At 42.2% G+C, this 25,413-nt stretch carries 28 protein-coding genes, 1 tRNA gene and 1 pseudogene; 7 read left to right on the top strand and 23 right to left on the bottom strand.

Going from position 1 to position 25,413, the window contains the following annotated elements; all coding sequences use genetic code 11:
• The first annotated feature begins 22 nt into the window (after nucleotides 1-22).
• Entirely contained in the window at nucleotides 23-340 is a 318-nt protein-coding gene (locus QOL44_RS02635) for a hypothetical protein (RefSeq protein WP_045086717.1), read from the top strand.
• A gap of 273 nt (nucleotides 341-613) precedes the next feature.
• On the opposite strand, the gene QOL44_RS02630 is transcribed toward QOL44_RS02635, so the two are convergent.
• The 3 genes from QOL44_RS02630 to QOL44_RS02620 form a co-directional block, all read right to left on the bottom strand.
• Nucleotides 614-2,164, bottom strand: coding sequence for an AAA family ATPase (locus QOL44_RS02630; RefSeq protein WP_009061179.1), 1,551 nt, complete (start codon nucleotides 2,162-2,164; stop codon nucleotides 614-616).
• Between the two features lie 69 nt (nucleotides 2,165-2,233).
• Nucleotides 2,234-3,163 carry an ADP-glyceromanno-heptose 6-epimerase gene (gene rfaD, locus QOL44_RS02625; RefSeq protein ID WP_009061180.1) on the bottom strand — a complete coding sequence of 310 codons (930 nt, stop codon included), beginning with the start codon at nucleotides 3,161-3,163 and terminating at the stop codon, nucleotides 2,234-2,236.
• A 51-nt stretch (nucleotides 3,164-3,214) separates the two neighbouring features.
• Entirely contained in the window at nucleotides 3,215-3,943 is a 729-nt protein-coding gene (locus tag QOL44_RS02620; protein ID WP_009061181.1) for an RsmE family RNA methyltransferase, read from the bottom strand.
• Nucleotides 3,944-4,061: 118 nt separating this feature from the next.
• Here QOL44_RS02620 and QOL44_RS02615 point away from each other — a divergent pair, with 118 nt between their 5' ends.
• Together QOL44_RS02615 and deoC are read left to right on the top strand one after the other, a co-directional pair.
• Nucleotides 4,062-5,102, top strand: coding sequence for a hypothetical protein (locus QOL44_RS02615; protein ID WP_009061182.1), 1,041 nt, complete (start codon nucleotides 4,062-4,064; stop codon nucleotides 5,100-5,102).
• A gap of 9 nt (nucleotides 5,103-5,111) precedes the next feature.
• A complete protein-coding gene (gene deoC / locus QOL44_RS02610) occupies nucleotides 5,112-5,756 on the top strand; it encodes a deoxyribose-phosphate aldolase (RefSeq protein WP_009061183.1) in 645 nt (214 codons plus the stop codon).
• Between the two features lie 686 nt (nucleotides 5,757-6,442).
• On the opposite strand, the gene QOL44_RS02605 is transcribed toward deoC, so the two are convergent.
• The 10 genes from QOL44_RS02605 to ruvC form a co-directional block, all read right to left on the bottom strand.
• Nucleotides 6,443-6,625 carry a hypothetical protein gene (locus tag QOL44_RS02605; RefSeq protein WP_009061184.1) on the bottom strand — a complete coding sequence of 61 codons (183 nt, stop codon included), beginning with the start codon at nucleotides 6,623-6,625 and terminating at the stop codon, nucleotides 6,443-6,445.
• 18 nt (nucleotides 6,626-6,643) lie between these two features.
• The gene (locus tag QOL44_RS02600; RefSeq protein ID WP_009061185.1) at nucleotides 6,644-6,850 is read right to left on the bottom strand and encodes a hypothetical protein; all 207 of its coding nucleotides are present in this window, start codon (nucleotides 6,848-6,850) and stop codon (nucleotides 6,644-6,646) included.
• An 838-nt stretch (nucleotides 6,851-7,688) separates the two neighbouring features.
• Nucleotides 7,689-8,141: a host attachment protein gene (locus QOL44_RS02595; protein WP_009061190.1), complete on the bottom strand. Its 453-nt coding sequence runs from the start codon at nucleotides 8,139-8,141 to the stop codon at nucleotides 7,689-7,691.
• Nucleotides 8,142-8,327: 186 nt separating this feature from the next.
• On the bottom strand, nucleotides 8,328-9,578 hold the full coding sequence (locus tag QOL44_RS02590; protein ID WP_009061192.1) for a class I SAM-dependent methyltransferase: 1,251 nt from the start codon (nucleotides 9,576-9,578) through the stop codon (nucleotides 8,328-8,330).
• Between the two features lie 82 nt (nucleotides 9,579-9,660).
• Nucleotides 9,661-9,734: transfer RNA gene (locus tag QOL44_RS02585), tRNA-Lys, on the bottom strand.
• Between the two features lie 459 nt (nucleotides 9,735-10,193).
• Nucleotides 10,194-10,757 (bottom strand): rhodanese-like domain-containing protein, encoded by a 564-nt coding sequence (locus QOL44_RS02580; protein ID WP_009058328.1) that lies wholly within the window; start codon nucleotides 10,755-10,757, stop codon nucleotides 10,194-10,196.
• Nucleotides 10,758-10,766: 9 nt separating this feature from the next.
• Nucleotides 10,767-11,183, bottom strand: coding sequence for a secondary thiamine-phosphate synthase enzyme YjbQ (locus QOL44_RS02575; protein ID WP_009058327.1), 417 nt, complete (start codon nucleotides 11,181-11,183; stop codon nucleotides 10,767-10,769).
• A 97-nt stretch (nucleotides 11,184-11,280) separates the two neighbouring features.
• A complete protein-coding gene (gene ruvB, locus QOL44_RS02570) occupies nucleotides 11,281-12,297 on the bottom strand; it encodes a Holliday junction branch migration DNA helicase RuvB (RefSeq protein WP_009058326.1) in 1,017 nt (338 codons plus the stop codon).
• Nucleotides 12,298-12,328: 31 nt separating this feature from the next.
• A complete protein-coding gene (gene ruvA / locus QOL44_RS02565) occupies nucleotides 12,329-12,931 on the bottom strand; it encodes a Holliday junction branch migration protein RuvA (protein ID WP_009058325.1) in 603 nt (200 codons plus the stop codon).
• The gene (gene ruvC / locus QOL44_RS02560; protein ID WP_009058324.1) at nucleotides 12,915-13,421 is read right to left on the bottom strand and encodes a crossover junction endodeoxyribonuclease RuvC; all 507 of its coding nucleotides are present in this window, start codon (nucleotides 13,419-13,421) and stop codon (nucleotides 12,915-12,917) included. The genes ruvA and ruvC overlap by 17 nt, the downstream gene beginning before the upstream one ends.
• 156 nt (nucleotides 13,422-13,577) lie before the next feature.
• Between ruvC and QOL44_RS02555 the strand changes: the two genes are divergently transcribed.
• Nucleotides 13,578-14,210, top strand: a complete 633-nt coding sequence (locus QOL44_RS02555) for a hypothetical protein (RefSeq protein ID WP_009058323.1) — start codon at nucleotides 13,578-13,580, stop codon at nucleotides 14,208-14,210.
• Nucleotides 14,211-14,245: 35 nt separating this feature from the next.
• Here QOL44_RS02555 and QOL44_RS02550 read toward each other — a convergent pair whose 3' ends face one another.
• From QOL44_RS02550 to QOL44_RS02540, 3 genes are all read right to left on the bottom strand, one after another.
• The gene (locus QOL44_RS02550) at nucleotides 14,246-15,499 is read right to left on the bottom strand and encodes an MFS transporter (protein ID WP_009058322.1); all 1,254 of its coding nucleotides are present in this window, start codon (nucleotides 15,497-15,499) and stop codon (nucleotides 14,246-14,248) included.
• Nucleotides 15,500-15,538: 39 nt separating this feature from the next.
• The gene (locus QOL44_RS02545) at nucleotides 15,539-15,901 is read right to left on the bottom strand and encodes a HesB/IscA family protein (RefSeq protein WP_009058319.1); all 363 of its coding nucleotides are present in this window, start codon (nucleotides 15,899-15,901) and stop codon (nucleotides 15,539-15,541) included.
• Between the two features lie 73 nt (nucleotides 15,902-15,974).
• Nucleotides 15,975-16,865: a 5'-3' exonuclease gene (locus QOL44_RS02540; RefSeq protein WP_009058317.1), complete on the bottom strand. Its 891-nt coding sequence runs from the start codon at nucleotides 16,863-16,865 to the stop codon at nucleotides 15,975-15,977.
• A 182-nt stretch (nucleotides 16,866-17,047) separates the two neighbouring features.
• Here QOL44_RS02540 and QOL44_RS02535 point away from each other — a divergent pair, with 182 nt between their 5' ends.
• Nucleotides 17,048-19,156: a quinol:electron acceptor oxidoreductase subunit ActD gene (locus tag QOL44_RS02535; RefSeq protein ID WP_009058316.1), complete on the top strand. Its 2,109-nt coding sequence runs from the start codon at nucleotides 17,048-17,050 to the stop codon at nucleotides 19,154-19,156.
• 139 nt (nucleotides 19,157-19,295) lie between these two features.
• Here the strand turns inward: QOL44_RS02535 and QOL44_RS11225 are convergent, their stop codons facing one another.
• Both QOL44_RS11225 and QOL44_RS02530 read right to left on the bottom strand, forming a co-directional pair.
• A complete protein-coding gene (locus QOL44_RS11225) occupies nucleotides 19,296-19,469 on the bottom strand; it encodes a zinc ribbon domain-containing protein (protein ID WP_390886895.1) in 174 nt (57 codons plus the stop codon).
• Between the two features lie 534 nt (nucleotides 19,470-20,003).
• Nucleotides 20,004-20,390, bottom strand: a complete 387-nt coding sequence (locus QOL44_RS02530; protein ID WP_045086720.1) for a hypothetical protein — start codon at nucleotides 20,388-20,390, stop codon at nucleotides 20,004-20,006.
• Nucleotides 20,391-20,408: 18 nt separating this feature from the next.
• Between QOL44_RS02530 and tnpA the strand changes: the two are divergent.
• Together tnpA and QOL44_RS11215 are read left to right on the top strand one after the other, a co-directional pair.
• Nucleotides 20,409-20,621 (top strand): annotated as a pseudogene (gene tnpA / locus QOL44_RS11220) (IS200/IS605 family transposase); the annotation flags it as partial.
• Entirely contained in the window at nucleotides 20,546-20,824 is a 279-nt protein-coding gene (locus tag QOL44_RS11215; protein WP_390886894.1) for a transposase, read from the top strand. The pseudogene tnpA and the gene QOL44_RS11215, both read left to right, overlap by 76 nt.
• A 98-nt stretch (nucleotides 20,825-20,922) precedes the next feature.
• Here QOL44_RS11215 and QOL44_RS02525 read toward each other — a convergent pair whose 3' ends face one another.
• The 5 genes from QOL44_RS02525 to QOL44_RS02505 all read right to left on the bottom strand — a co-directional run bounded on the left by QOL44_RS02525 (nucleotide 20,923) and on the right by QOL44_RS02505 (nucleotide 25,280).
• Entirely contained in the window at nucleotides 20,923-21,393 is a 471-nt protein-coding gene (locus QOL44_RS02525) for a DUF6941 family protein (protein ID WP_194281586.1), read from the bottom strand.
• Nucleotides 21,394-21,463: 70 nt separating this feature from the next.
• Nucleotides 21,464-21,952, bottom strand: a complete 489-nt coding sequence (locus tag QOL44_RS02520) for a hypothetical protein (RefSeq protein ID WP_283401201.1) — start codon at nucleotides 21,950-21,952, stop codon at nucleotides 21,464-21,466.
• Between the two features lie 2 nt (nucleotides 21,953-21,954).
• Nucleotides 21,955-22,317: a hypothetical protein gene (locus tag QOL44_RS02515; RefSeq protein ID WP_009060088.1), complete on the bottom strand. Its 363-nt coding sequence runs from the start codon at nucleotides 22,315-22,317 to the stop codon at nucleotides 21,955-21,957.
• 465 nt (nucleotides 22,318-22,782) lie between these two features.
• Nucleotides 22,783-23,796 (bottom strand): NAD-dependent epimerase/dehydratase family protein, encoded by a 1,014-nt coding sequence (locus QOL44_RS02510; RefSeq protein WP_009060090.1) that lies wholly within the window; start codon nucleotides 23,794-23,796, stop codon nucleotides 22,783-22,785.
• A complete protein-coding gene (locus QOL44_RS02505) occupies nucleotides 23,793-25,280 on the bottom strand; it encodes a menaquinone biosynthesis decarboxylase (RefSeq protein WP_009060092.1) in 1,488 nt (495 codons plus the stop codon). The genes QOL44_RS02510 and QOL44_RS02505 overlap by 4 nt, the downstream gene beginning before the upstream one ends.
• Between the last annotated feature and the right edge of the window lie 133 nt (nucleotides 25,281-25,413).

Below are 25,413 nucleotides of genomic sequence, written 5' to 3'. Positions count from 1 at the left end.
TCTCAAGCTCCGAAGCCCATCTATGATTGTCTTTAGAGGATTTACACATTTATGGGAAATCGCCAAGCAAAGAGCTTTCCAGGCGCATCCCCCAGATGCGAACCAGTGCGCTTCAGGATCGAATCGATTTCTAGCGCCTGGGGGGAGGTTCTCGGCCAGAGAGGAGGTCAACCTGGCCTATAGCTCTTGGGCTTTGTCCTTGGTGCGGGTATATGTCCATTCCAAGAACCGCATAGGGGATAAGTTGGCATGCCGACATTACAAGTATGTGAGCTATGTGGATAGGGTGGGCGGTATACAACCTCAAAAAAAGATTGGAAATCGGGAGATTCTTTCGTAGATGCCGCTGCCTCGGCTATATGCGATGTTTTTGTAGAGGTTACCTGTAATAGCGAGCTACCGTCCGATGGGAATCCCGATGAGGGGGACTGTACCGAGTAAGACAACTCTGGGCAGCTGGGAAGTGTCCTCTTTGATTGTTAAGATAACACGCTAATTCTATCCCGCTCCCCTGGAGAATGAAACGTTCTTGACAATCCCGTGACATCCCGGTCCAAAGCCAAGGAGAAAAGGACGAACTTAGGTTAGGCGTAAGCATGTCCCGTGTATGTTTTTAGGAACAGGAATCGCTTTCAGTTGATTGGAGAAAATTTGATTTGTAAGAGGCTGCTATCCAATTATTCAAAGTTTCGTCTGGATGGAGAAGATCTTCCTTAGAAATAGTAAACACACTCTGTCCATTATTTTTTTTCACCAGTTTCAGGCCAAGAGCATAATTTTTAAATTTCTCTTTGCACAGATCCAAAACAGATATTCCTCTTTCCTGCGCTTCTTGTTTCAGAGCTTCGATAGCCTCATTTTGAAAAATAATACGGATCTCATTCGACTTATAAAATTCATGTAGGAATTGTTCAATTTCCTCCTTCTCCTTGGTCTTTTTAGCTTCATCCATTTCTTTTAAAATCTTTAAAACCTTCTCTTCAGGATCCTCAACCGTTGGAGGATCTATTTCAATCTCCTTAATTCCAGTTCCCGGAAGCTCAAATCGGAAAGGCCGCAAAATTTTTTCACAAATAGTCATCAGGCCTCTGGCTCCTGTCCCCTCTTCAATCGCTTTTTCAGCAATTAGCCGTAGTGCTTCTTCTGTAAATTTCAACTCTATACCATAAGCTGCAAACGAGCTCTTATACTGCTTCAGAATAGATCCTTCAGAATCTCGCAGAACATGGAAGAGATCTTCAGCATCCAAGGATTGACAGAAGACTCGTACGGGCAGTCTCCCTATAAACTCCGGTTCAAGACCATATTCAACGAAATCAGCAGTCGTGGCTTCACTAATAAGATCGGCAACAACCTTTTCTGGTCCATGAGGCTGAAAACCTAGATGCGATCTTCGAATTCTTCTTTGAACTATTTCGGAGAGCTTTTCAAACGCTCCACTTAAAATAAAAAGGATATAGCGAGTATTAATGGTCTTCCGTAAGGACCGAAGCCCTCTTTGAAAATCGAAAATGGACTGCATTTGCCCCAAAACATCATAGGCAGCTTTCACTGGTACGTCCGTTTCTTCAAGCAACTTCAACAAGTTAGATTGCACTCCTCTCCCGCTAACATCCCTGCCAATCATATTGGAAGAAGCCAGTTTGTCTACTTCATCAAGGTAAACGATCCCATATTGAGCAATTTCGGTATCACCTTCGGCTTGCTGAATAAGCTCTCTAACAAGATCTTCCACATCTGCTCCAACATAACCAGTCTCAGAAAACTTAGTCGCATCTGCCTTCACCATTGGAACTCCAATACAATCTGCAAGGCAACGAACCAGATAGGTTTTACCTACTCCACTAGGACCAACAAGAAGAATGTTTTGTTTAACATAATGGACCGGCCCTCTCCCCATTAACGCTTCTTTTACCTGATTATAATGATCGCATACAGCAACCGATAAAACCTTTTTGGCTTCTTCCTGTTTAATCACGAAACGATCAAGATAGGATTTGATCTCCTTGGGAGTAAACTGAAACTGCAATATCTTCTCTTTGAACTTTTCCCTTCGATCCTCTTTATCCGTTTCGGAAGGCATTGGATTAGGACTCCCAAATGATTTAACGAAATCTTGAAGCCGCTTTTGCATTTCTTGAGGATCTGGAAAAACGAATGACATACTATTTCAAATTGTAAAAGAACGGACCTAAAATCAAGAGAGATCCCTCAAAAATCATCAACAATGGATTCAAAAGAGCCATCCTGATTGGAAATATGCTTCTATTCCCCGTTCAAGAGAATATTCTGGAATATATCCGAGGTGATATTGGGTCTCTAATAGATCTGCTTCCGTATGTACTTGATAAAAAGGATAAGGACATGGGAAATATTCAGCTTTGGCTTCCGTTTTCAATATTTGATTTAAGATTTGAATGACCTCATTAAATGATTTGGCACATCCACTCCCTACATTCAACACAGCTACCGGGCAATCTTTTATAGCAGTTAGAATAGTTGCGTTGACAACATCAGCCACATAAACAAAATCTCTTTTCTGCTCTCCAAAGGAAAAAAGTCTTGGAGCTTTTCCTTCCTTAATCTGTTTTGCAATCTGTAATATCATGCTCGAGGCTTTTCCCTTGTGTGTCTCCCTTGGACCATACACGTTAAAATATCGAAGTCCAGTAATTCGGGCTTGAGGATTCTCCTTGGAATAAGCTGCTGCCAAATGTTCCATCTGCAACTTTGAAAAGCCATAAGGATTCGCCGGATGGGGTTGATCATGAATACTGTTTCTGCCTGATGCTATTCCATAGACGGCTGCTGAAGAAGCATAAATGATTCTAGTGGAGGTCCCAGAAAAAAAGCGAAGAAGCTTGCGAAAGGCTTCTACATTATTTTGCATCTGCCTGCGTTCGTCTACCACTGTTGTGTCAGTAAGAGAGGCTAAATGAAATACAAGGGGAATTTCATTTTTAGAAAAATAATTTTCCCACTGAAAGCCATAAAGATCTTCAGTTATAACATCGCAATGGCTGCTGAGCATGTTTTTGAAAGAACCACTTGAAAAGTCATCAATAACGATAAGATCGCTTTTTGGAAACCTCCGCTGTATTTCATGAACAAGATTTGAACCAATAAATCCGGCTCCTCCAGTGACGAGAATTTTCTTCCACATAATCCACTATTGATAGAACGACTTTACAAACCAAAACAATCTTTTTCTCTTCTATAATCTAAGCTCGTAATTTAGAATAGATAATAGAAAGAGGGCAGCTGTTTCAGAACGGAGAATCTGATTTCCAAGATTAATGGGAATAAAACCATGGCTTAAAGCAGATGCTTTTTCTTTTTCTGTAAAATCTCCTTCCGGTCCAACAAGAATGATCACAGAAGATAATTTTTCTTGTGCATGACTTTTGAGTATTTCTTTTAATGGTTTGGCCTCTGGACCGAGGTAAGCCATTAGCTTTAATGAGAAAGAAAACTCCTTTTTCAAAACGTCAGTAAAAGTAGTCATTGCAGACAGTTCAGGTAACTTCTTCTGGTGGCTTTGTTTAACAGCTGCCAAAAGAATATCTTTCCATTTTCTTTCCTTGGCTTGCTTTCTTTCTTCTTTAGAAAACTGGGTTCGCTCCGATACAGTCGGGATAATTTGATCAACCCCTACTTCCGTTACCTTCTGAAGGAGAAACTGCATGGCTTTATTTTTAAGAATCGATTGGATCAAAATCAATCGAGGTCCTTTGGGAACAAAAAGTGGGGGACGTTCCCTTAACAAAGTTAAAAAAACCTTCTTGTTTTCAATCTTTTTAATTTGCGCCTCCCAGCTGCCACCGTTGCCGTCAAAGACTTCGATTACATCTCCAATTTTATGACGCTTTACATGAATACAATGATGCGATTCGGCTACATCCAGATATCCTTGGGCATAATCCTGACAGAAATAGAGATCCATTGTTCAAAACCCTCGGAAGACTTTTCAAACCAAAAATATTTTGATATCCTTTTTTTATCTCAATAAACCTAGATGCATAGGTTATTGGCTTTTATAAATTAGCAAGGGTAGGGGCAAGTTGAAAGCATTAGTAACCGGAATGATTGCTGGCATGAATGATCGTGCCTTTATTCAAAAAGTCGTTAAGCTTGCAAAGCTTAATGGAAAAGAAATCCATGTTTATAACGCCATACATGAATTTACCAAAGGAGGGAAAAAACCCCTTGAACGGCTCTTAGGTACTACCGATTATGTCTTCGAACTGACTCGAGAGAGAGAGTATGAAAAAATCGGATTCGACATTCAGAAAAATAACTATAAGGATGTCATTATCCGATTACCTGCAACTATTGAATGGAATAGGATCAATCGAAAGTTCAAAGATCAAAGAATTTTAAGAGATTTTATTGGACCTGATGTCATTGTAACATTGATCGAAGCTGAGTGGGTAATTAAAAAGGAGCTTGAATCCATTGACTCTCCAGATCCCTTTCTCAAAGCGCTAAAAGCAAGACAGCATACTATTTATGAAATTTTATCTTGGATGAATGAAGAGGTTTCCCTTTCTGAAGACTGGGCAAGATACATGAATATTCCTCATTATGTGATCTCGGTCAATGAATCTCCAGATAGCCTTTATAAACTGGTCGTCTATCCTAAGCCCTGGGTAGTATACGCTAGCTATTCTATGACACATGCCACTGAAGAAATGAGAAAAATTGTGAATGAAATCATTCGTAAACTTCGGTCCTATGCTGTTGTCATTGATCCACAAACGGTGGAAATATCTCAAGAATTTGATTCTCCTCTTGATAGAGAGGTAATTTATGCCTATACCGTGCACCGGGACCTGCATTGGTACGTCGGTAAAGTCGATGCGGTTATTGCCATTCATCCTTATCCGGAAAGGCCCCCGCTTTCTGCTGGAATGATGGATGAACTAGGACATGCTAGAGATTATATGAAAACCCGTTATATGATCTTTCCCAAAGGTTTTTCCCCTTTTACTACTGATTCGTATATCGAAAAAGGCCACCTATTTGAAACTCCCGAAGAATTCTTCGATTATTTAGAAAATGTGGAAAAGAGACAAAAATACACAGACATTCTTGAACTCTAAGCTTCTTTTATGAAGGGGATTTCCAATTTTATCGATTCCACTCTACTCCGACCTGACGCCTTAGATCATGAAATCATCCAGTTATGTACAGACGCTAAAAAATATGGATTCCAAGCAGTTTGTGTTCAACCTTGCTGGGTTTCATTGGCAGCAGAACTATTACAAGAAAGTTCCATAAAGACCGCTACCGTTATAGGCTTTCCCTTTGGAGCAAATAAGCTAGCTGTTAAATGCATTGAAGCCTCTGAAGCTGTTAAGGATGGTGCCAATGAATTAGATCTAGTTATTCCCCTTTGGGCTGTCCATCTCAAACAATGGCATATCATCGAAAATGAAGTAAAAGCCGTATGCAACATAGCTGGAGAAAAACTCGTAAAGGCTATCATTGAAGTAGGCTGCTTTCATAGATCCGAAATTGAGCAGGCTGCTCTTGCCGCTATTGAAGGAGGCGCCAAATTTATTAAAACTTCTACAGGATATGGACCTAGGGGAGTAGAAATTGAGGACATTCGCTTTCTTAAGTCCTTTTTACCAAGTTCAATAGGAATAAAGGCTTCTGGAGGCATCCGTTCAAAAAGCTTTGCCATCGAATTAATAAAAGCAGGAGCTACAAGGATTGGTAGCTCGCATGCCATTTCTTTCATTGAAGAATAATTATCTTGGTTTGTCAGAAACAGCATCCTGTGCCTATAGTCTAAATTTCTATGACTGTTCCTAAAAATATACTCTGGATTTACTTAGCCTTATACAAGTTCGTTCTTTTCGCCTTGGTTTTGTGCCGAGACGACCAGGGATTACCAAGACCGTGTCGTTCTCCGGGTGAGCGGGATAGAAGTAGCGTATCATCCTGACCATCAAAAAAACCTCCTCAGTGCCTGGAACCGTCTGCTCCAAAACAGTCCCCCTCATCGGGATTTCAATGGGGCAGTATCCTGCTTCTGTGGGAAATCCTCACAGGAAGGATTGCATGCAGCTGGTCCCGCGGCGTCCACAGGCATATCTTCTGGTCTCCTATCTTTTCCCTGTAGCTGCATCAGCCAACTCTGTCCGTATAGCTCATATATCTCCATGTCGGTATAGAAACCTCTCCCCCATGCAGTTCGTTGGATAGACATACCCACACTGGGGATATGGCCAGAGAACTATAGGTTGGATTAACATTCTTTCGACGAGAACCTCTCGCAGGCGCCAGAAATTCGATTCGCTCTTTAAAGCATGCCGCTCATTGATAGGATGCGCCTGGAATGCTCTTTAGTTGGAATGTTCCCATATATAGGTAGACCCTCAAGAAACAAGTACTGAAGAGTCTTGTAATGTCAGAAGAGCGCTTAGGCTTGTATTTACCCCTCTCTCTCTATATCCGCCTGCCACTTGGGCACACAAGGCAGTCGCTTTTTATCCCCCAGGTTGTACTTGCGGATGCGTCTGTCTTTCGCTGTCTTCCCTGTATTCTTACCAATCGGCTGAAGATGATGCCGTTTCTTCCCTTTTTCCTTATACTGCTTCGCTAGTTTAGCAAGCAACTCCCTAAACCCTCTTCCCTATTTCTTTCCGTGGTCGTCTGTGAAAACTTCAGAAAGTCTAGCCTCTATCCCGACCGCTTCTCCTCCTAACCGCTTCGGAACTTTTCGTGGCGCTTCGTAGGCCATGACCGCCTCCTTTCCCTTTAAAACAATCCAAATCGTTCCCCGAATCTTCAGATTGCCTGATAGTGGAATGACAATCCTTTTCCCACCTTTAAGACTCATGAGAGGGATATACTGCTTTCCCTTCTCTTCAAACTCCGAAATATAGATTCATCGAATAGAATCGAGTGCACTTTCTTCCCTCTTGGCGGCATACAAATTTCCTTTTACAAGTCCTTTCACAACCTAAAAAGGATGGCAGCTTGCCTCTCTTTTGTGATGTGAAATGTAGAAGCGGACGACTCTCTTTTTTCTAACACAGCAACAAGCCACTGCAAGGAGTGGAATATCCAAAAAGCCGATCGCTTTGCTTCTTCTGTCTATGCCTAACAGCGCCGGATCTTTGAACTGATCTTCTCAGAAGAGGCTACCACCTACTGCTTGATCGCTTCCTAGCCATCTTTGAGGGCTAGCTTCCACATTCTTACCGGCAACCCGCTTAGGTTTTTGTATCCATACGATTCTATCCAATCACGCTCTTTGCGATCGTGAGAGGCTTTTCGCGAAACGATCCAGGTCAGAATAATAGACTAGTCCTTCTCCTGTTGGATAGCGAAGGCGATTGTGCGACGCTCTCCTTACCTTTTGTCCGATCACCCTCAGATTGGACTGGTGCGTGTAGTACCGCCGGTTTGCCCAAGTCCGTTTGGAAGGCGCCTTCCCTTACCGCCGGCTTTCGCTATCGCCTGTTAACGCTCCGACCAATCAGCGCGCCAAACTCCTTCGGCGAATATAGGTCCGCCATCCCTATTTAGAACTAGATTGGCATCGCAAGACCATTAACTGTTGATTACTCCTTATGCAAGGTTCAAAACCAGAAAACCTCAGGCAGGCGATATAGGCGCTTTCTTCCCATGCCCTAAAAAGATGGACATATTTCCACTCACCTTCTAAAGATCAACTATTTTATGTCAAATCGTTCTAATATTTCTGCTTTATCAATTTTAGTAAGATCAGCAGGAATCGTCTTAACCAGATTTTTTTTGGCAGTTTGATCGACCCTTTCTAGGATTCTTGGAAGAATATCTGAACTTGCTGATAAAGCCCAAGCCATAGGATTGTATTTTTTTATGAGTTGATTGATAATCTTTGCTATCTCACAAATCAATTTCCTCCGAATTTCTAGTTTTTCGTTATGCCGTTCTCCAACGGATCGCTCGCCGGTTAATGGATAACTAACAACAGCAAATTCACCCTGTTTGTCGGTATCTATATCTTTCAGCCGTTTCCTGCCCATCTCTAAAATTTGATCATCAATCAACTGAGCATGGCAGTTGCCTGTTAATTCATCCCTAATAACTTTATAAGCCTTGATTAGACCAAGGTCTGCCGTAATTAACATATCCAGTCGCATAATTGCCTTTTGTGATTTGTCCCTTCGTTTTTAGAATTTCAAAAAAGTAATTTTTTAATAAAATCTTGTAAAGAGCAATTTCAATTTGCTTCTTGGTCTAGTGTCTGACTTCTTGTCTAGGGAACTAATAATCCACATTCCCGTATATGGATTTTACTGCCTGCCATGGAGATAAAAGAAAACTCCTTAAAGAGGAGGCAAAAAATTCAGAAGTGAGCTAAAATAAAACCGAGCAAGGGCTGGGAAAAGTTCTCCTGGTTTTACATCTACTCCAATCTCTGCAACAATTTGAGACACAGGGCGACTACCATCGGATCTCCTTAAAAATTCGATCAAATAGGAAGAAAGTTTCAAAGGAAGCTGTCTATATAGCCCAGGAATATCAAAAGTTACTTCTAAGACTTGATTATAAGGGGGATGAACGGCTTGAATCTTTGTCCTATCCCATAAATCCACTAAAGGGCGCCAATGTAAAAATTCATTTCTGTCGGCAGGGGCAAAAGGGGGCATTTTCCTTGGCTTCGAAGCAATAATCATATGGAAAAAAGAAGGATTACAATGATCAATCAATGAATGAAGGGTAGGCAGGTCGAGTTCAGTAAGGATATCGAAAAATCGGTTGTCCTGGAGCTGAAGAAAGCTCATGGATGTATACAAAGAATTGATATATTGAAGACCGGAATTATGAATGATTTCAATCCATGTGTGCAATGGGAAACAGTCATGATGCACTCCAAAGACATGTGTTTTTAAATAACTTTCGGGCTGTGCACCTATTCCCTTATCGATAGGAATACCCATCAGGTTATCGCATGCAGAAAGTACATCTCTTGTTCTTTTGAGTTGTTCAGGATTATTCAGATTAAGGGAAAAAAGAGAAATAGCCGGAGCAAGTCTAACAGTTGGATGAAAAGTGCCTTTGACGCCAATATAAATGCATCCATCGGGAGAAAGACAGCTAGCAAGATGATGAAGAGCTGCTTGGGGATCATAAACAAATGAAAGCACCTCATGACAACTAATCCAATCGAAATCCGATCCAAGGGAATGGGACAAATTGGGGTTCATTAAGTCTTCCTGAACAAAATGGACATTTTGAATCCCCGAAGCCTTCTGCCATTTGATAGCCGTTTCGATAGCCCTCTGGCTAATATCAAAAGCTACGACTGTCAAGTTTGGGAAGGCTCTAGCAATATTGAAAGCTTCGTTACCAGTTCCGCACCCAGCAACCAAAAATTTTCCTTTGTCATAAAAGGGCTTTCCTGGTCTGCCAATGGCATTAAGCCAGTTAGGAGGGATAATTTTCCAAGACTGGTCGGAAAGCACTTTTTCGTCTTCAAAAGGGAAGGGAGTCGACTCAAACTGATTTAGAACAGCCCTTGAAAAGGAAGCAAAATCAAAATGACTTTCTGTATCCGAGTTGCTGATAGTATTCATAAAGAAGGATGTTTATTATCTCTTCTTTTTCATAGAAAGGAAAGAGAAAAACTCAAAATCTTCAGTTTTTATTTTTGAGCAGTGCCCCGGGAGGGATTCGAACCCCCGACCCAGTGATTAAGAGTCACCTGCTCTGACCAGCTGAGCTACCGAGGCCTATTTGCTATTACAAACGAACTATGAGTGACACTCTCAACCCGCTAAAGCGGGTGAGTTTCTAGCTAGCACGCAGGGCTTGTGGGCGGTTCCCGTAGGGAACCCGCCGGCGAACCGGCGGCGCTTGAGGCCATGCTTCAGCTAGACAACGTTGGCCCGTGTCCAGGCTACTACTCCTTCCCAACCACCAGCTATTCATTCCGGTGGTCTGTCTCTTTTCCAAAACTGGGTTGTAGATACGTTTAATATTTAAAACCCCATATCTCAGGGCATCACTAATTAGTGATGGCCGCATCAGGACATCAGATCTTATGATGAAGCACACGATGCGGACTTAGTATTAGATTAACTTTTTGTCGTATTCAGTCAATATCTAGTTTAGCGCTCTCATCCCAATCCCCTAAAGGAGATGGATATTCCCGCGCGGTTTATAATCAATGTTTAAATTATTTTGAATAATTAATAAACAGGCTCGCCGAGGTCCACCAAAGAAAGGGCTCTATGTTCTGGATTCAGCAGTTTTCCCCAATAGGAATCACAGGGATGCACCATGGTAACTCTTTTCTCACCTTTATAAAGGGCTCTTCCTTCGTTAGCCCATTTGAAAATAGAGCCTTCTAGATAACAAACCTGCCAGAATCCCGCTTGCTGGAGTCTTCGTGCAAAGGAAGCTGCTCTAAACCCAACAGAATCATAGACCACAATAGGCTGTTCTCTTTTCAGCCCTCTATAACCTAACCGTATTTTTTCATTGGGAGACACCCGCCAGGCATGATAGAGATGACTCACTTCATATTCATCCACCGTTCGCACATCCAAAAGCACTGGTGCGTAATCTCCCCCAACGGTAATCCATCGTTCGAGTTTTTCTGTTGAAACAGAAGCTACATCCGGAAACTTTTCTCTAATGGCATAGAGCACCTTTTCCCATGTTAACTCTGGAGGAAGAGAATTGGCGCATCCAGTAATGAGTAAAAGAGCAAAGACAGAGAGAGATCTCATTAGAAAAGGTTTTTCACTCATAGCCTACAATCATTCTCCAATAATCTTTACTAAAACCCGTTTTCTTCTCTTCCCGTCAAACTCTCCATAAAAAACCTGCTCCCAAGGACCCAGATCTAGCTTCCCGCCTGTGACTGCAATGACAACTTCTCTGCCCATAATTGTCCTTTTTAGATGCGCATCGGCATTGTCTTCCCCAACGTTATGCTTGTATTGAGAATAGGGCTTTTCTGGAGCTAGTCTTTCCAGCCACCTCTCAAAATCTTCGTGTAGTCCTGCTTCATTATCGTTTATAAATACACTGGCAGTAATGTGCATAGCATTACAAAGCAACAGACCTTCTTGAATACCACTTTTTTTCACGCATTCTTCAAGTTTTGGAGTCAGCAGAACAAATGCTCGACGCGAGGGAATATTGAACCATATTTCTTCTCTAAAGCTTTTCATTATTGTTGAAAAAAGCTTATCAACGCTCCTCAAAGATATTAAACAGATTTAAAGTCTAATGGAACACAAGTTATCCCAATAAGTCAAAAAGAAAAAATTAAAATAACTCGACTTGAGCGGAAGGTGGAGCTACTTTTAGCTTTTCGTATGCCCGAGTTGTCACCACTCTTCCCTGTGGAGTCCTTTTTATATAGCCTTCCATGATGAGATAGGGTTCATGGACTTCTTCTAAGGTTCCAGGATCCTCACCAACAGCAACAGCTAAGGATTGTAGTCCCACAGGTCCACCTTCGAATTTATAAACAATGGTTTCCAATATCTTCTTGTCCATTTCATCCAATCCATCTTCATCGATTTCTATCATTGCTAAGGCATTATTAACGACATCCAGAGATATTTTTTGATGCCCTTTGGCATAGGAATAATCGCGAATCCATTTCAAAAGGTGATTAGCCGTTCTTGGCGTTCCTCGACAGCGTTTGGCTACCTCCTTTGCGGCCGGTTCATTCATTTCCATTTCCAATATCCGTGAGGAACGTTGAACAATTTTAACAAGCTCTTCAAGCTTGTAATATTCCAAACGATTGATCAAACCAAACCGACTTCTCAAAGGTTCAGTCAGAAGACCTACACGGGTGGTCGCACCAACTAAGGTAAATTTTGGGAGATTGAGCCTAATGCTTCTAGCATTAGGTCCTTGATCGATCAAAATATCCATTCGGAAATCTTCCATCGCTGGGTAAAGATACTCTTCTACAGGACGACTAAGTCGATGGATTTCATCGATAAAAAGAAAATCAAAAGATTCCAATGTGGTTAATATGCCTGCTAAATTGGCCGCCTTATCAAGAGCAGGACCAGAAGTTATTTTAAGAGAAGCATTCATTTCTTTAGAAAGAATATGTGCTAAGGTTGTCTTTCCCAGTCCCGGTGGACCGCTGAAAAGAAGATGCGGGAGCGGTTCCTTTTTGATCTTTGCTGCCTGAACAAGAATATAAAGCCGTTCTTTGATTTTTTCTTGTCCTAAAAAATCGCCGAGCTTTTGGGGCCTCAAATTTTCTTCAAATAAACTATCGGTGGGCTGAGCCAATACATCCTTTATTTTTGGATTCATTTTTCCTCATTCCTTAGATCAATGAGTTAGGTTACCTTTCCATACAGGTCAGCTTCAGACATTCCCGTATAACACCTTCAAGATCCTTCTCCGGCTCTTTTTCTCTTACTTTCCGAACTAGCTTCACTGCTTCTGTCTCTTTGAATCCTAATGCAACCAAGGCCTTAAGAGAATCTTCAAAAATTTGATCTTTGGTCACCTTTGAAAAGGGACCAACAACTGAATGCCCCATATCCAACTTATCTTTTAGTTCCACCACCAGCCTGTGCGCAGTCTTCTCTCCAATCCCCTTGATTTTTGAAAGAACCCTATAGTCTTCCCTATATATCGCTTCTTTAAATTCTTTTGGAGGAAGGACATTGAGAATAGTAATCGCTGTTTTTGGCCCCACCCCATGCACTTTTTCAACAAGAATTCTGAAGGTAAGCTGTTCTTCAAGATCATGAAATCCGAAAAGTTCGAAGCGGTTTTCTGAGACATTCAAATGGGTATACAGAGAAACCTCCGAATGGAGAGGGGGAAGGCTTTGATAAAGGGAAAGAGAAGAGAAGATTTCAAAGCCTATTCCATGGGATTCAACGATAATCGTAGGAAAAGAGCAATAAATGAGAATTCCTTTAAGATATGAAATCATAACCTTTTCGAACATTCCATAAGTTGTGGACATGCGCGAGAGCCACCGCCAGCGCATCAGCAGCATCCGCTGGGGGAGAATAATTTAGTGATAAAATTGCTCGGACCATAAAAGATACCTGCTCTTTCCGAGCCGAACCACGGCCAGTTGCAGCAATTTTAACCGTTCTAGGACTATATTCAAAAACCGGCAGATCCTTCAAAGAAAACAACAGTAAGGCAACCCCACGAGCCGCACCCATATCGATGGCTGTTTTCCTATTTTGTACGAAAATAACTGATTCCATAGCCACTTGTTCGGGAACGTATTTTTGCACAATTTCAAACAGTCCATCATAAAGTTGTCTAAGCCTTCGAACTTGATCATTACCGTTTCCATTGATTACCCCATAGCTTATCAATTGGACACTGTCCCCATTGGATTCAACGATCCCATAGCCCATTTTCCGAATAGCTGGGTCAATCCCTAGAATTCTTATCGGTTTATTCATTAAAGACTTTTAAAAAGAATCGCTGCCTTTGCATCGTCAGAATTTATTAAAAGATAGATTTTTAGCCATTGGCAAGACTAAAATACCCTTCCCTATTTAAGACAAGTTGTTTTTTCAGTATGAATTGATTATAATTAGATAAAGAAATTTAAAATTATGAAGATTCTCTGTCCTGTTGATCAGATCTCCTGTTTAAAAGAAGGCATCGATTGCAAAGAAGATCGGATCGTGCTGGATATTGATCCACAAGCCCTATCAGCTGAAGAACGACAATGGTTAGCTTCAGTCCTTCAAAAACAAGACTCTGAAGGCCATTCTATTCTCTATTTTCCTTATGCTTTAAGCAATCCTTCCTTTGAGGGATTCAAACAAAAGATCCGAGACGAAATGGCTTCAAACAAAGAACAAACTTCCGAAGAAATGCTTCACTGGGAAAGTCCTTCTTCTCATCCCAAAGAAAGGTCTACTAATCAAAACCCTGAGCAACGTCCACAAAATAATTCTGAGTTGAAAGATGCTGCCAAAGCAGCGGGATTTATGGGTTTAGGAGCCCTCGGTTTAGCAGCCCTTGAAAATCTCTTTGGATTCGGTCGTCCCAGAGAAAATATAAACATTATCCTTCCCCCAGAGACCGAAGCCCCCAAAGAATCCCCCTCAACGGATCAGGTCGATGAACAAGAAATAACTGACAACCAAGCCGACGATAGCGAAGATCTTTCTGTGGACTCTACCATCCCTGGAGATGATTTTGATGACGATGGTTTTTCAGATGACTCTTGGACGGTTTAAACACCACTGTGGCTTGCTACCTTGGCAGCTTGATTTTATACAACCTCTTTCTGCTCTTTAATTTTCTTCTGGCTCCTTTCTAATAAGGGAAGAGAAAGAATTTGTAAAATAAAAGAGCTAAGAGCTACATAGGCTAGAGACTTATCGTAAAGAAAGCCCATGGCACAGCTTCCTAAGAACCAAGACAAACCAAAGACAAAATAAAAAATACCAAAAGCTGTTCCTCTTATTTCTATAGGAACAAGGGAGGCAATAGCTGCTCTGACCGCAGATTCTTGCACCCCTAGGCCTATTCCCCAAAAAATTATTCCAATGATAGCAACCGTTCGAATCGGAAAGAGGAATATTAAAGGGGAGGACAGAGAGCCAAGGATGATTGGCCAGCTCATTGAGCCTATGCCACTTTTATCAAATAATCTGCCTGCTACCAATGCCACGATGGCATCTACCCCCATTGCTAGCATATAAAGCAAAGGAATCTCATATTCTTTAAAAATACTTTTTTGCCCAAAATGGTAAGCAATCAAAGGAAAATCTACATATCCAGCAGCCAAAAACCCAAGGCCAGTGATATACCACCAGAAGCTTTCAGTTAATCCTTGTCGTTTGCCACCAGCTTTGTCATTTTGTTCTTTTGGCTGACAGTCAACCAGAATGGCACTGAGTTTTTGGTATCTTTTATGAGTCACAAAAAGAACCAACAAAGCCAGAAAAGCTGGAATGATTAACAAGCCCAAAGCAGTCCGGTAACTTTTCCAATGCATAATGGCTAAGGCAATCAAAAAAGGGCCAGTCATCGCTCCTACTTGGTCTAAGGCTTCATGAATGCCAAAACCAAATCCTCTACCGACCCCTTCTGTAGCATGGGACAATAATACATCGCGAGAAGGAGTTCGTATGCCTTTGCCAAACCTTTCCAGAACGATCAGAAGGCCTACTTGAGGCCAATTTTTTACAATAGCTAATAAAGGCACTGCAATTTGATTTATAAAATACCCTGCGAATACAAAAACCCAGTGACTTTTTGTTTTATCCCCCAAGCTTCCCGCTACAAGTCGAACTACATAACCAGTCAGTTCCCCTATGCCAGCTATGAAACCAATCGCACTACCCGTTGCTCCGACAACACCTAGAAAAGGACCTAAAATAGATCTTGCACCTTCATAAGTGACATCAGCAGCTAGACTAACACAGCCAAAAAGAATTACCAGCTGTAAAGAAGCCGAATAGGACGCCGAATTCTTAAGTTTCGAAAAAAAACCTCCTTTATTTGAATGTTCGGGGTCCAAGAATCCTCCTTATCATCGATCGTTTTAACGTGAGAGAATTCAGATAGCGAAACTTTTTCCACAAGAACAATGAGAAACCGCATTGGGATTCTTAACAACGAAGCCTTGATTAAGCAAATCTTCCGAATAATCCAGAATAGAACCGCTTAAAAAAAGCGCACTTTTCGGATCCACAATGAGTTTGACCCCTTTGGAATCGATCATAATATCCTTTGTTTCTGGACCATCCACAATGTTCATTTCATATTGTAGCCCCGCACATCCTCCTCCAACAACAGAAATACGAAGGGCTCCTTCCTGCCTGCCACTCTGTTCTAGAATTTCCTTTAATCTTAAAGCCGCCTTCTCAGTAATCTGGCATAGTTTTTCAGAACCCCTGGTAAAAGAGACCTCTGTGTTCATATAGTAAGATTATATTGTTTAAAGTGTATCTGGAAAAAGAAAAAACTATTCTTCTCAATCAGAACCCCGTTTTTTATCCAAATAATATGTCAGTATTTTCTGAAGATTTTTTTTCTGGATGTTCTTTTAGGGCTTCCGCTAACTTTTTAAATTCAAAACGTTTGAAAAGCCTCTCCTGTTCTGCATAGTTAGGCTTTATCCGAAGCTCTTCAATCGGTAGAGGCAAGGGAATATCATTTTTTAACTCAAGCATCTTATAATTGGTCAAAATTAGTTCTTTATTCTCTTCAATAAGTTGCGCAAACCGTTTGTCTGGAATATCACTGGCACTAAGTAAAGCAGAGAGAGAACCATATCGACTAATCCATTTTGCTGCTGTTTTTTTACCAATGCCAGGAACACCAGGGATATTGTCGACGCTGTCTCCAGTTAAGGCAAGGAGATCAGGTAGCTGCCATGGATGGACTAACCATTTTTCTTCAATGTCTTTTTCTGTAATAAGCTTAAACTTTTTCTTTTCTACAGTATATACCCTTACATGCGGTCCGATCAGACTCAATAGATCCTTATCATTGGTCGCCAAAACCACATCAATACTTTTTTCAATCGCCTTTTTCGTATAGGTAGCAATGACATCGTCTGCTTCTTGTCCTTCAACCTCTATTGGTGTAAGGCCAAGGGCTTGTAAAAGTTCTTTAAGCCAGGGAATTTGGACTTTTAAAGCGTTAGGAATTTCAGGTCTATTCGCCTTATAATCTGACCTTAAGGCTATTCGATCAGCAGGTAATCCACCATCAAATGCTACAGCGCCAAAGTCGGGTTGGAGATCCGCAAGCATCCTTCGAATAACAATAGTCAGTCCGTAAATCGCATTCGTCGGCTCCCCCGATTTTGTAGAAAGAGGAGGCATAGCATAAAAGGAGCGAAACGCATAGTAATACCCATCGACCAAAAGAAAACGCATTTCTAAAAATTCACTAGAAAAGAGTCTTTTGTCTAGCTTCTTTTATAAAAGACACAAGATATATCTAAGGCAAACCTTGAGGAAAGATACAATAGATTCACGAATTCAGGGATTAGAAATATAACTTGTTTTTCTTTTCGTATTTTTCTTTAATTATTAATAATTGTAATGGACAAATAAAAATGAATGGAAATCCTCCGCGTGAGTTTCCATTGGTTGGCTTGCAGGAGAGAACAATCGGAGGAATGACTTTAGAAAGGCCTCCTTTACTTCCCTCTCATGCCACTCTTGCCTCTATTAGCGAGGTGGTCTATTCGATCCTCTCCACTCCCATGGGAAATTGGTGGAGATGGGCCATTAGTATTTGTGCTTCATTAGCTATTCTTGCTTTTTTGTCGATTGTCTATGTCATCTCCACAGGTATAGGAGTGTGGGGTAATCAATCCCCTGTCGTATGGGCTTGGCCTATTGTTGATTTCGTTTTCTGGATAGGTATAGGCCATGCCGGCACACTGATTTCAGCCATTTTGCTTTTATCCCGTCAAAAATGGAGAAACTCGGTGAACAGAGCAGCAGAAGCTTCGGCTATTTTTGCCGTTGCTAGTGGTGCCATTTTCCCAGCCATTCACATTGGAAGGCAATGGATGGGATGGTATCTCTTTCCAGTGCCTTGGTCTGCTGGCATCTGGCAAAACTTGAGAGCCGCTCTCATGTGGGATGTATTTGCTGTGCTTACCTATTTAACGGTCTCCCTGCTTTATTGGTATCTGGGAATGATTCCTGATTTTGCGACTCTACGAGAAAAAGAAACAAAACCTTTCAAAAAGAAACTTTGGGCTATTCTTTCCTTAGGCTGGCTTGGGTCTGCTAGCCAATGGACCCATTATGAACTAGGGTATCTTTGCCTGGCAGGTATTCTCACTCCTCTGGTCCTTTCAGTCCACTCGTTTGTATCTTGTGACTTTGCTTCGACGATATTGCCTGGATGGCATGCCACTATATTTCCTCCCTATTTCGGTGTCGGTGCCATATTTGGAGGATTTGCCATGATTCTGGTTTTACTCATTCCCAGTCGGGCCCTTATTCCAAAACTCAAGGAATTAATTTTACCTGAACATATCAATCAGATGGGGAAATGGCTTTTGGCTACCGGTTCAATGGTTGGATACGTCTATCTTATAGAACTTTTCACCGCATGGTATAGCGCCAATCCATACGAACGCTATGCTTTTTTAAATCGAATTAAAGGGCCTTATTTTTGGGCGTTTTGGTCTATGCTTTTTTGTAACAGTGTTGCCCCTCAATTTTTGTGGATAAAAAAGATCCGTTTTAACCCCCTTTCTCTCTTCGTTATAGCGCTTTTAGCTAATGTCGGCATGTGGCTTGAACGTTTTGTGATCATCATTATCTCGCTCCACAGGGACTTTTTACCTTCTTCTTGGCGGATTTTTGTTCCTACAGCCATTGACGTGCTCCTTTATGTTGGCTCCATTGGCCTCTTTTTGACTTTGTTTCTTCTTTTTCTACGCTTTCTTCCTTCCGTTGCCATGTTCGAAGTCAAAGCACTGGTACATCCTTTTGTTCACAAAAAAGACAGCCACTTTTTTTCTATGGAAGAAAGTTTCAAGTCTCCTTTCCAAGGAGAAGTTGAAAAACAAAAAGATCTTGTCCTTTCCGCTTCTAGCGGAGAGAAAGGAAAGGATTTAAAAGAAAACAAAGATCTGTACGCTTTGGGGGCAGAATTCTCTACTCCAGAGCTTCTCTGTAAAGCAGCAAAAAAATTAAAACTTTTAGGCTTTAGCCACTTTGAACTTTATAGTCCTTATCCTTTTCATGAACTCTCCGAAGCAGGCCCCATTCAAAAATCCTGGGTCTCAAGAATCGTCTTAATGGGAGGCACCGTTGGCTTTCTTTTAGCCTTGCTCCTTGTCAGTACCATCTCATTACCTAAACCCGACTTCCTGAAGCATCTGCTGAGCAGCTCCTTGCTGAATCTTTTTTATCCTTTAGTCGTTCAAGGAAAACCCTATTTTAGCCTACCCACCTTTGTTCCCATTTTCTTTGAACTAACAGCTCTCTTCGCTTCCTTTGGAGCCTTTTTTGGGATATTATTCTGTGGTCGACTCTTTAAGTTCTATCATCCTTTGTTCTCCTGGAAAAGGTACAACGAAAGAGGCATGGATAATGGCTTTTTTCTTGTAATTAAAAAAACAGACCCTCTTTTTTCTTCAAATCTCTCCACCATTCTCTTTCGACTCGGTGCCATTGGAGTAGATGAAATTCTAGAGTGACACTCTCAACCCGCTGAAGCGGGTGAGCTTCTAGCTAGTACGCACGGCTTGTGGGCGGTTCCCGTGGGGAACCCGCCGGCGAACCGGCGGCGCTTGAGGCCGTGCTTCAGCTAGACAACGTTGGCCCGTGTCCGGGCTACTACTGCTTCCCAGCCGCCGGTTGTTCATCCCGGTGGCCCTGAAAGCCACATTTCGGGCATCGCCAGTTCCGTCCATTGGGCTTGTGGCGATGGCCGCATTCCGGACACCGGCTGGAGGTGCCGCGCTCGTCCCCGGTGAAGCACGCGATGCGGGCTTGCTCCGACTTCTGCATCAAATAGTCCAAATCCTTGCCGTATTCCCACTGGCTCATCCGCTGGTTGTGACGGCGTCCGCAAGCGCCTCGACGCACCCCATCCGGGTTGCCGGCGAAGATGGATTGAATTCCATGATACAGGCAGAAGTCCACGACCTTCCGGATGCCTTTGTGACACAGGTCGCAAATCCTGCGTTTATGACGCAGCGTAGGCTTCGCTCTGGCTCGTCCGAGCTTGCGCCAACGGCGGGAGCCCTTCTTGCATCAGGAGCGCTTTTTCTGGATTTCGCCGAGATGCTTGCTGTGCAGCCGCTTGATGGTTCGCATTCCCCGCCCAGAAACGACTAGGGCGTTCCCGTTGTTGGTGACTACGGCGGCGTGGTGAATTTGGCCGAAATCCACCGTGGCACACCGCTCCGTGATTCCTTGCGAGTTCGGATCGGTTGTGGATTCGACCAGGGTTACGTGCAATTCGTTGTGCAGGCCATTCCAGACGACCTTGCAAGCGGATTTTCGCGAGAGCCAAGCGGGACGTGGCAACACCAGGGATGATCAGCCTCGTCCCATGGGGAGGATGATCCGCTTTTCCTCCAATCCCATTGCCTGGGCCGGCCACATCAGAGGGAAAAAGCGTTTGTCCTTGTATGGATAGCGGATCTCCTTGCGTCCTGCGCGGCGGTTCCTGCCAGTTGCTTCCACGGCTGCGTCGAATGCGCGAAAGACCTGTTGGACGCTTTGGGAATGCAAGGCATAGCGTCCTCCGGCGGTGGCTTCGTGATATTCTTTACGCCCAGACCAAGAGGCATTCGTCTCGCGAGCCTTGAGATGCATATCGCGGCACGCCATCCAGACCTTGGCCGCCTCCATCTGGCCTTGCCGGATGATGGCAGCCTGCCTTTTGGAGATACGCTTCAAGGATAGGATGCGGACCCGTTCCATAGATGCTATCCTAGCATTATGGCTGATACATTGCAAACCGGAAAAACGCGATGGGCGCATTATCAGATCGCCTACCACTTTGTATGGATACCAAAATACCGTCGCAGAATCCTATTCGGCGAGGTGGACGCGGCCTGCAAGGCTCTGCTCGCCGAATGCTGCCGGCAACACGGTTTTCGGCTGCCAGCTTTGGAAACAGACATCGACCATGTGCATTGCTTCGTATCGGCATCTCCTCGCTGGTCTCCGTCAACGATCGTGGGACCCCTCAAGGGTTACACGTCCCGCGGGGCTCTCGGGAACGGCTCCCGAAGCTCAAGAACATTGGGCATCGCCGGGAACACCTATGGACGCAAGCTTACTATGTGGGAATGGCTGGTGCAGTATCTGCGGAAGTCATCCGTCGATACATCGCGGAATGCCAAGGGAAATAGCATGGATTGCGGCGCTCTCATCCCAATCCCCTAAAGGGGATGGGTATTCCCGCGCCGTTTATAAACTAAAGAGTCCTAAGCTTCTTTTTCTGATCCACTTATTGGAGAGGGGCAGGCGGAGGTTTTAGCACAGAATGAACACCAAAGCTTGGGGGCAAGAGTAAAACAGGTAAAATCCTTTCTCCAATTTTTTCATTGTTAACAAGAATGACGACACTGTAGATGCCTTGCTGCGAAACCAAAAATGGAGTCACAGGCAGCGTTAGATCAAGAATAGTTGTTTCTTCAATCGAAGGACTGTCAGCTGGAAACCCAATCTTTCCAGAGCAGCTAGCCAACACATGGCCTGAGTGCGGATCTTCCACCCTTGCCGTAATATCAAGAGAATCGATTTTCCCTCGAAGATGCGTCAAGAAAATAGAAAGGAAAAAAGGAGGAGTCAAACATGGAAAATGGGGGAAATAAAGTTTGTTAAAAGAATTAATGATCGAAAGCCTATCAGTTCCTTTTTCCCTAATAACATAGTCAGAAAACAATATAGCCTGACAAAGAGCGGGTTCTTGTTCCACAGACAATTTTTAGATAAACTTCTTAGTGAAAGCAACAGAAGAATTTACAAAAAAGGCTTAATCCTCGAGATCAATGACTTTTATTATGCGCTTCCAGTTCCATTACGGATTTTGTCGATAGGTTAGAAAATTCCTTCTGGAGGGCATCTTCCAACTCTTTAGCCAGCTCTTTTCTTCGATTTTCAGTTTCTTCGATAAACTTTTTTTCTATTTCCAATCTCTTGTGCCAATAACTTTTTTCGAATGCATTAAGCTGCTCTTCGTTGAGACTTAATCCAAGTTGCCTTGCCTTCGATCTGGCTAATTGCCTAACCTTTTGACGCATAATCGCAATACGCTGAAGAAACCATCCTTTTTCTTCCAGGTCCATTTGATTGAACTTGGGCCATTTGAAAAGCTCTTTTATTAATTCTTCATCCGGTAGATAAAGAACCTCGAAAATTTTTTCGCGAATCTCCACATCTTGAGATAATAAAGGCACTAACGGTTCTTTGCGGCTTAGTACCTGAGCTATTGCAGAACTCGTCGTCCCTTTTAGTACTCCGAAAGCGACTACCACTGTTAAAAGGAAAATATATCTTCTGTCCATAGCTCTTCGGATGTATTACTAACCATCATATCTGGTTTTTCCAAGGAGAGCAGATTCAAATCTCCTACCATGGATTCAACCGTTACTTCCAAAGAATTGAAAACTTGATTTCTTATCCAGGATTGCATACAAATTTTTCCGACCGCTAATAGGCTTGCAGAAAAAACAAGAACAAGGCAGAAACTGGCAAGATATGTAATCAATTGCCTTCTTTTCTCGTTTTGTATTTTTTCAGAACGCAGCCTTGCCTGAAACCTTTCTAAAAAATAAGGATCTGGTTTGTCAAATGGACTCTCCTTCCTTATCCTTTCCCAAATATCTTCTGAATTATCCATACTGTTGCCCCTTCAAAGATAAAGCAATTTGAAAAGAAAAGTATCGAATAACTTTCTAAATTCCATAGTTCGTTCTTTTTTGTCTATTTCCTATCCTGCCTTAACTACTTGTAGCATATAAAACCTTATTTACAAATAATTATGCTTAAGAAAAAATATTTAAAAAAATTATCTTCTTTTCCTCCATTTTATAGTGACCCAAAGCTGACCAAAGTTCTGTGGAAGTCGATCAAGAAAAGCTGTCAGTTCAGAGAGAGAATAGTTCAATGGCCTTGATCACTATAAGAAGTTGGAATGCATAGGGTTGAAAAATCGATCTTTCTGCTAACTACATTCCTCCAGTGTACTTCAGCAGATTGGCTTATACCCTTTCTTTCCAAAACCTTTATTTAAGTCGTTCTAATCAATGCTTTTGAACATCCCCAGCGATTTTCCTTTGATATCTGTTTCTATTCTGGAAAAGTTTTAAAAAAGATAGCCTTCTTTCAAAAACCATTCAACAAAACGACAAATGCCTTCCTCAAGAGAAGTTGTAGGAGCATATCCGATCTCCTTTTCAAGAGTGCTTGTATCTGCGTATGTCAACTCGACGTCTCCTGGAGGAATTGGCAAGTAGTGGATAGTCGCCTTCTTACCCATGTATTTCTCAATGAGCTTAACGAGATCTATAACTTCAGCCGGTTGACGATTGCCAATATTATGGATTCGAAACGGAGCAGTGCTTACTGAAGGATTCATTCCATCTATCTCGGATTCCCTTTGCCTTTGGGGCGCTCGATCCATCAATCGAATGATAGCCTCTACTACATCATCGACATAGGTATAATCCCTTTTAAGTTTGCCTTCTCCATAAACATCGATCGATTTATTGAGAAAAATGGATTGAGCAAACTTATAATAAGCCATATCGGGCCTTCCCCATGGGCCATAAACAGTGAAAAAGCGCATACAACTAATGGGAATAGAAAAAAGATGGCTGTAGGCATGAGCAATCAGCTCAGCTGCCTTTTTCGTGGCTGCATAAATACTTACAGGATGATCGGCAGGATCACTTACTTTAAAGGGGATTTGCCGATTCATTCCATAAACGGAACTAGAGCTTGCTAAAAGAAAATGATAAACCCCATATTTCCGACAAGATTCTAGAATAGGAACCATTCCTGAGACATTCGATTCAACATAAGAATAAGGATTCGTCAGACTATATCTTACGCCCGCTTGAGCAGCAAAATGAATGACACATTCTGGTTTGAACCAAGCAAAGATTTCCTCAATTTTTTTTTTCTCCATTAAATCCACTCTTTCAAATTGGCAAGCACTGTATTGCTTGAGGATCGCTAGTCGAGCTTCCTTAAGTTTGACCGAATAGTATGGATTGAGATTATCAATGGCAACAACCTGATGACCAGTTTCAAGCAAACGCTTGGCTGTAGAAAAACCCAAAAAGCCTGCCCCTCCTGTGACAAATATTTTCTTCATGAAGATCTTCTTTCTAATTTTCTTGGAAATTTTTCCTCGACTTTTTTAATAAACTCTTGAGCCATTGTTATTTTTTCTGGCCAGACTCTTTTATAGCCTTCAGCAGGAAGCTTTTTTGTCGCATCTATCCCGACATGCGATCCAATATTGGCTTCAGACTGAGCATGATCTAGACTGTCGCATGGGCCACGAGTAAACAAAAAGTCCCTTTCTGGATCAACATTTGCACAAAGATGAAAAAGCACCTCAGAAGTATTGTCAACGTCAACATCTTCATCCACAACGATAATAATTTTGGAAAACATCATCTGCCCCATGCCCCATAATCCATGCATCACTTTATAAGCCTGATAAGGATATTGTTTTTTGATCGATACAAACAACAAATTGTGAAACACTCCTTCCGGTGGCAGAGCAATATTGACAATTTCAGGAAAATTCATCTTTAATAGGGGCAAAAACAACTTCAGACTGGTCGTCCCTAGATAATAATCTTCCATTGGCGGCTTCCCAACTATTGTTGCAGGAAAGACCGCCTTTTTCCGAAACGTTATGGCTTTGGCATGAAAAACAGGATATAAGTCTATTGGGGTATAAAAGCCTGTATGATCTCCAAATGGTCCTTCAGGCCTTAAGTCCAGAGGATCAACTACTCCTTCAATAACGATATCCGATTCTGCGGGCACCTCCAGTTCGATTGTTTTACATTTGACCATCGGGATGCCTTCCTTTCTTAAAAATCCCGCAAAGACCACCTCATCCACACCATCGGGAAGGGGGGCTGTGGCAGCAAAAGTCATGAGCGGATCCCCTCCTAAACAAATCGCAACGGGCATTTGTATTCCTTCTTTGGCATATTCCTGGCCATGTCGTGCCCCAACTTTATGGACTTGCCAATGCATGGCAGCTGTCTTTTGATCAAATATTTGAATCCTATACATGCCTACGTTTCTTTTCCCAGTATAGGGATCTACGGAAAAGACTTGTGGAAGGGTTATATAGGCCCCTCCATCTTTAGGCCAACATTTTAAAACTGGCAGATCTAGTAGCCCCATAGGAGGATTCTCATCTTCTAGAAGTACCACTTCCTCTTGACATGGAGCCAATCCGACCAGTCTGGGCTGGGATTTAAAAAAATCGATCCCTTTACGGATCATTTTCCAACCCTCAAAGATGCTTTTAGGTCCTTCGGGTTTCAGAAGACTTTCGATCTCCTCCACCAACTCAGCGAGCTTTCGGCCTAGGACAATTTCCATTCTTTTCCAGGATCCAAAAGCATTGATTAAAAGAGGAAATCGGGAAATTTTACCTTTTAATAAAATGGGTTTTTCGATAAGAAGAGCATAACCTCCCCCAGGACTTTTCATTTCTCGATCAGCAAGCACAGTTATTTCCAGTTCCGTGTGCACCGGCTCGCTAATCCGAATAAGTTCTCCCGCTTCTTCAAGTTTTTGAATGAATTGATCAAAATTATGAATAGGCATAAGGAAGTTGAAACATTAAAATAGTAGCTTCAGCCTTTCTTTTTTATTACCAAGAAAAATATCTTCGAGCGACAGGCTTTTTTTAAAGTTTTTCCTTGATCTCAAAGACCTTATTATTTAAAAGTCAAGTCAA

It is taken from the genome of Candidatus Methylacidiphilum fumarolicum (genome assembly GCF_949774925.1).
Classification (GTDB): domain Bacteria; phylum Verrucomicrobiota; class Verrucomicrobiia; order Methylacidiphilales; family Methylacidiphilaceae; genus Methylacidiphilum; species Methylacidiphilum fumarolicum.
The sequence above is the reverse complement of the archived record's forward strand: the minus strand, read 5'-3'. Positions and strand labels throughout refer to the sequence as shown.

Bases quoted from the DNA above. Each gene is read 5' to 3' on its own strand.
- rfaD (WP_009061180.1), bottom strand. From the start codon at position 3,163: ATGTGGAAGAAAATTCTCGTCACTGGAGGAGCCGGATTTATTGGTTCA.
- ruvB (WP_009058326.1), bottom strand. From the start codon at position 12,297: ATGAATCCAAAAATAAAGGATGTATTGGCTCAGCCCACCGATAGTTTA.
- QOL44_RS02505 (WP_009060092.1), bottom strand. From the start codon at position 25,280: ATGCCTATTCATAATTTTGATCAATTCATTCAAAAACTTGAAGAAGCG.
- QOL44_RS11215 (WP_390886894.1), top strand. From the start codon at position 20,546: ATGCTGCCGGCAACACGGTTTTCGGCTGCCAGCTTTGGAAACAGACAT.
- QOL44_RS11225 (WP_390886895.1), bottom strand. From the start codon at position 19,469: ATGCAGAAGTCGGAGCAAGCCCGCATCGCGTGCTTCACCGGGGACGAG.
- QOL44_RS02590 (WP_009061192.1), bottom strand. From the start codon at position 9,578: ATGAATACTATCAGCAACTCGGATACAGAAAGTCATTTTGATTTTGCT.
- QOL44_RS02540 (WP_009058317.1), bottom strand. From the start codon at position 16,865: ATGCGTTTTCTTTTGGTCGATGGGTATTACTATGCGTTTCGCTCCTTT.
- QOL44_RS02580 (WP_009058328.1), bottom strand. From the start codon at position 10,757: ATGAGTGAAAAACCTTTTCTAATGAGATCTCTCTCTGTCTTTGCTCTT.
- QOL44_RS02545 (WP_009058319.1), bottom strand. From the start codon at position 15,901: ATGAACACAGAGGTCTCTTTTACCAGGGGTTCTGAAAAACTATGCCAG.
- QOL44_RS02515 (WP_009060088.1), bottom strand. From the start codon at position 22,317: ATGGATAATTCAGAAGATATTTGGGAAAGGATAAGGAAGGAGAGTCCA.
- QOL44_RS02530 (WP_045086720.1), bottom strand. From the start codon at position 20,390: ATGGAACGGGTCCGCATCCTATCCTTGAAGCGTATCTCCAAAAGGCAG.
- QOL44_RS02575 (WP_009058327.1), bottom strand. From the start codon at position 11,183: ATGAAAAGCTTTAGAGAAGAAATATGGTTCAATATTCCCTCGCGTCGA.
- QOL44_RS02535 (WP_009058316.1), top strand. From the start codon at position 17,048: ATGAATGGAAATCCTCCGCGTGAGTTTCCATTGGTTGGCTTGCAGGAG.
- QOL44_RS02620 (WP_009061181.1), bottom strand. From the start codon at position 3,943: ATGGATCTCTATTTCTGTCAGGATTATGCCCAAGGATATCTGGATGTA.
- QOL44_RS02630 (WP_009061179.1), bottom strand. From the start codon at position 2,164: ATGTCATTCGTTTTTCCAGATCCTCAAGAAATGCAAAAGCGGCTTCAA.
- deoC (WP_009061183.1), top strand. From the start codon at position 5,112: ATGAAGGGGATTTCCAATTTTATCGATTCCACTCTACTCCGACCTGAC.
- QOL44_RS02555 (WP_009058323.1), top strand. From the start codon at position 13,578: ATGAAGATTCTCTGTCCTGTTGATCAGATCTCCTGTTTAAAAGAAGGC.
- QOL44_RS02600 (WP_009061185.1), bottom strand. From the start codon at position 6,850: ATGAGTCTTAAAGGTGGGAAAAGGATTGTCATTCCACTATCAGGCAAT.
- QOL44_RS02510 (WP_009060090.1), bottom strand. From the start codon at position 23,796: ATGAAGAAAATATTTGTCACAGGAGGGGCAGGCTTTTTGGGTTTTTCT.
- ruvA (WP_009058325.1), bottom strand. From the start codon at position 12,931: ATGATTTCATATCTTAAAGGAATTCTCATTTATTGCTCTTTTCCTACG.
- QOL44_RS02635 (WP_045086717.1), top strand. From the start codon at position 23: ATGATTGTCTTTAGAGGATTTACACATTTATGGGAAATCGCCAAGCAA.
- QOL44_RS02595 (WP_009061190.1), bottom strand. From the start codon at position 8,141: ATGCGACTGGATATGTTAATTACGGCAGACCTTGGTCTAATCAAGGCT.
- ruvC (WP_009058324.1), bottom strand. From the start codon at position 13,421: ATGAATAAACCGATAAGAATTCTAGGGATTGACCCAGCTATTCGGAAA.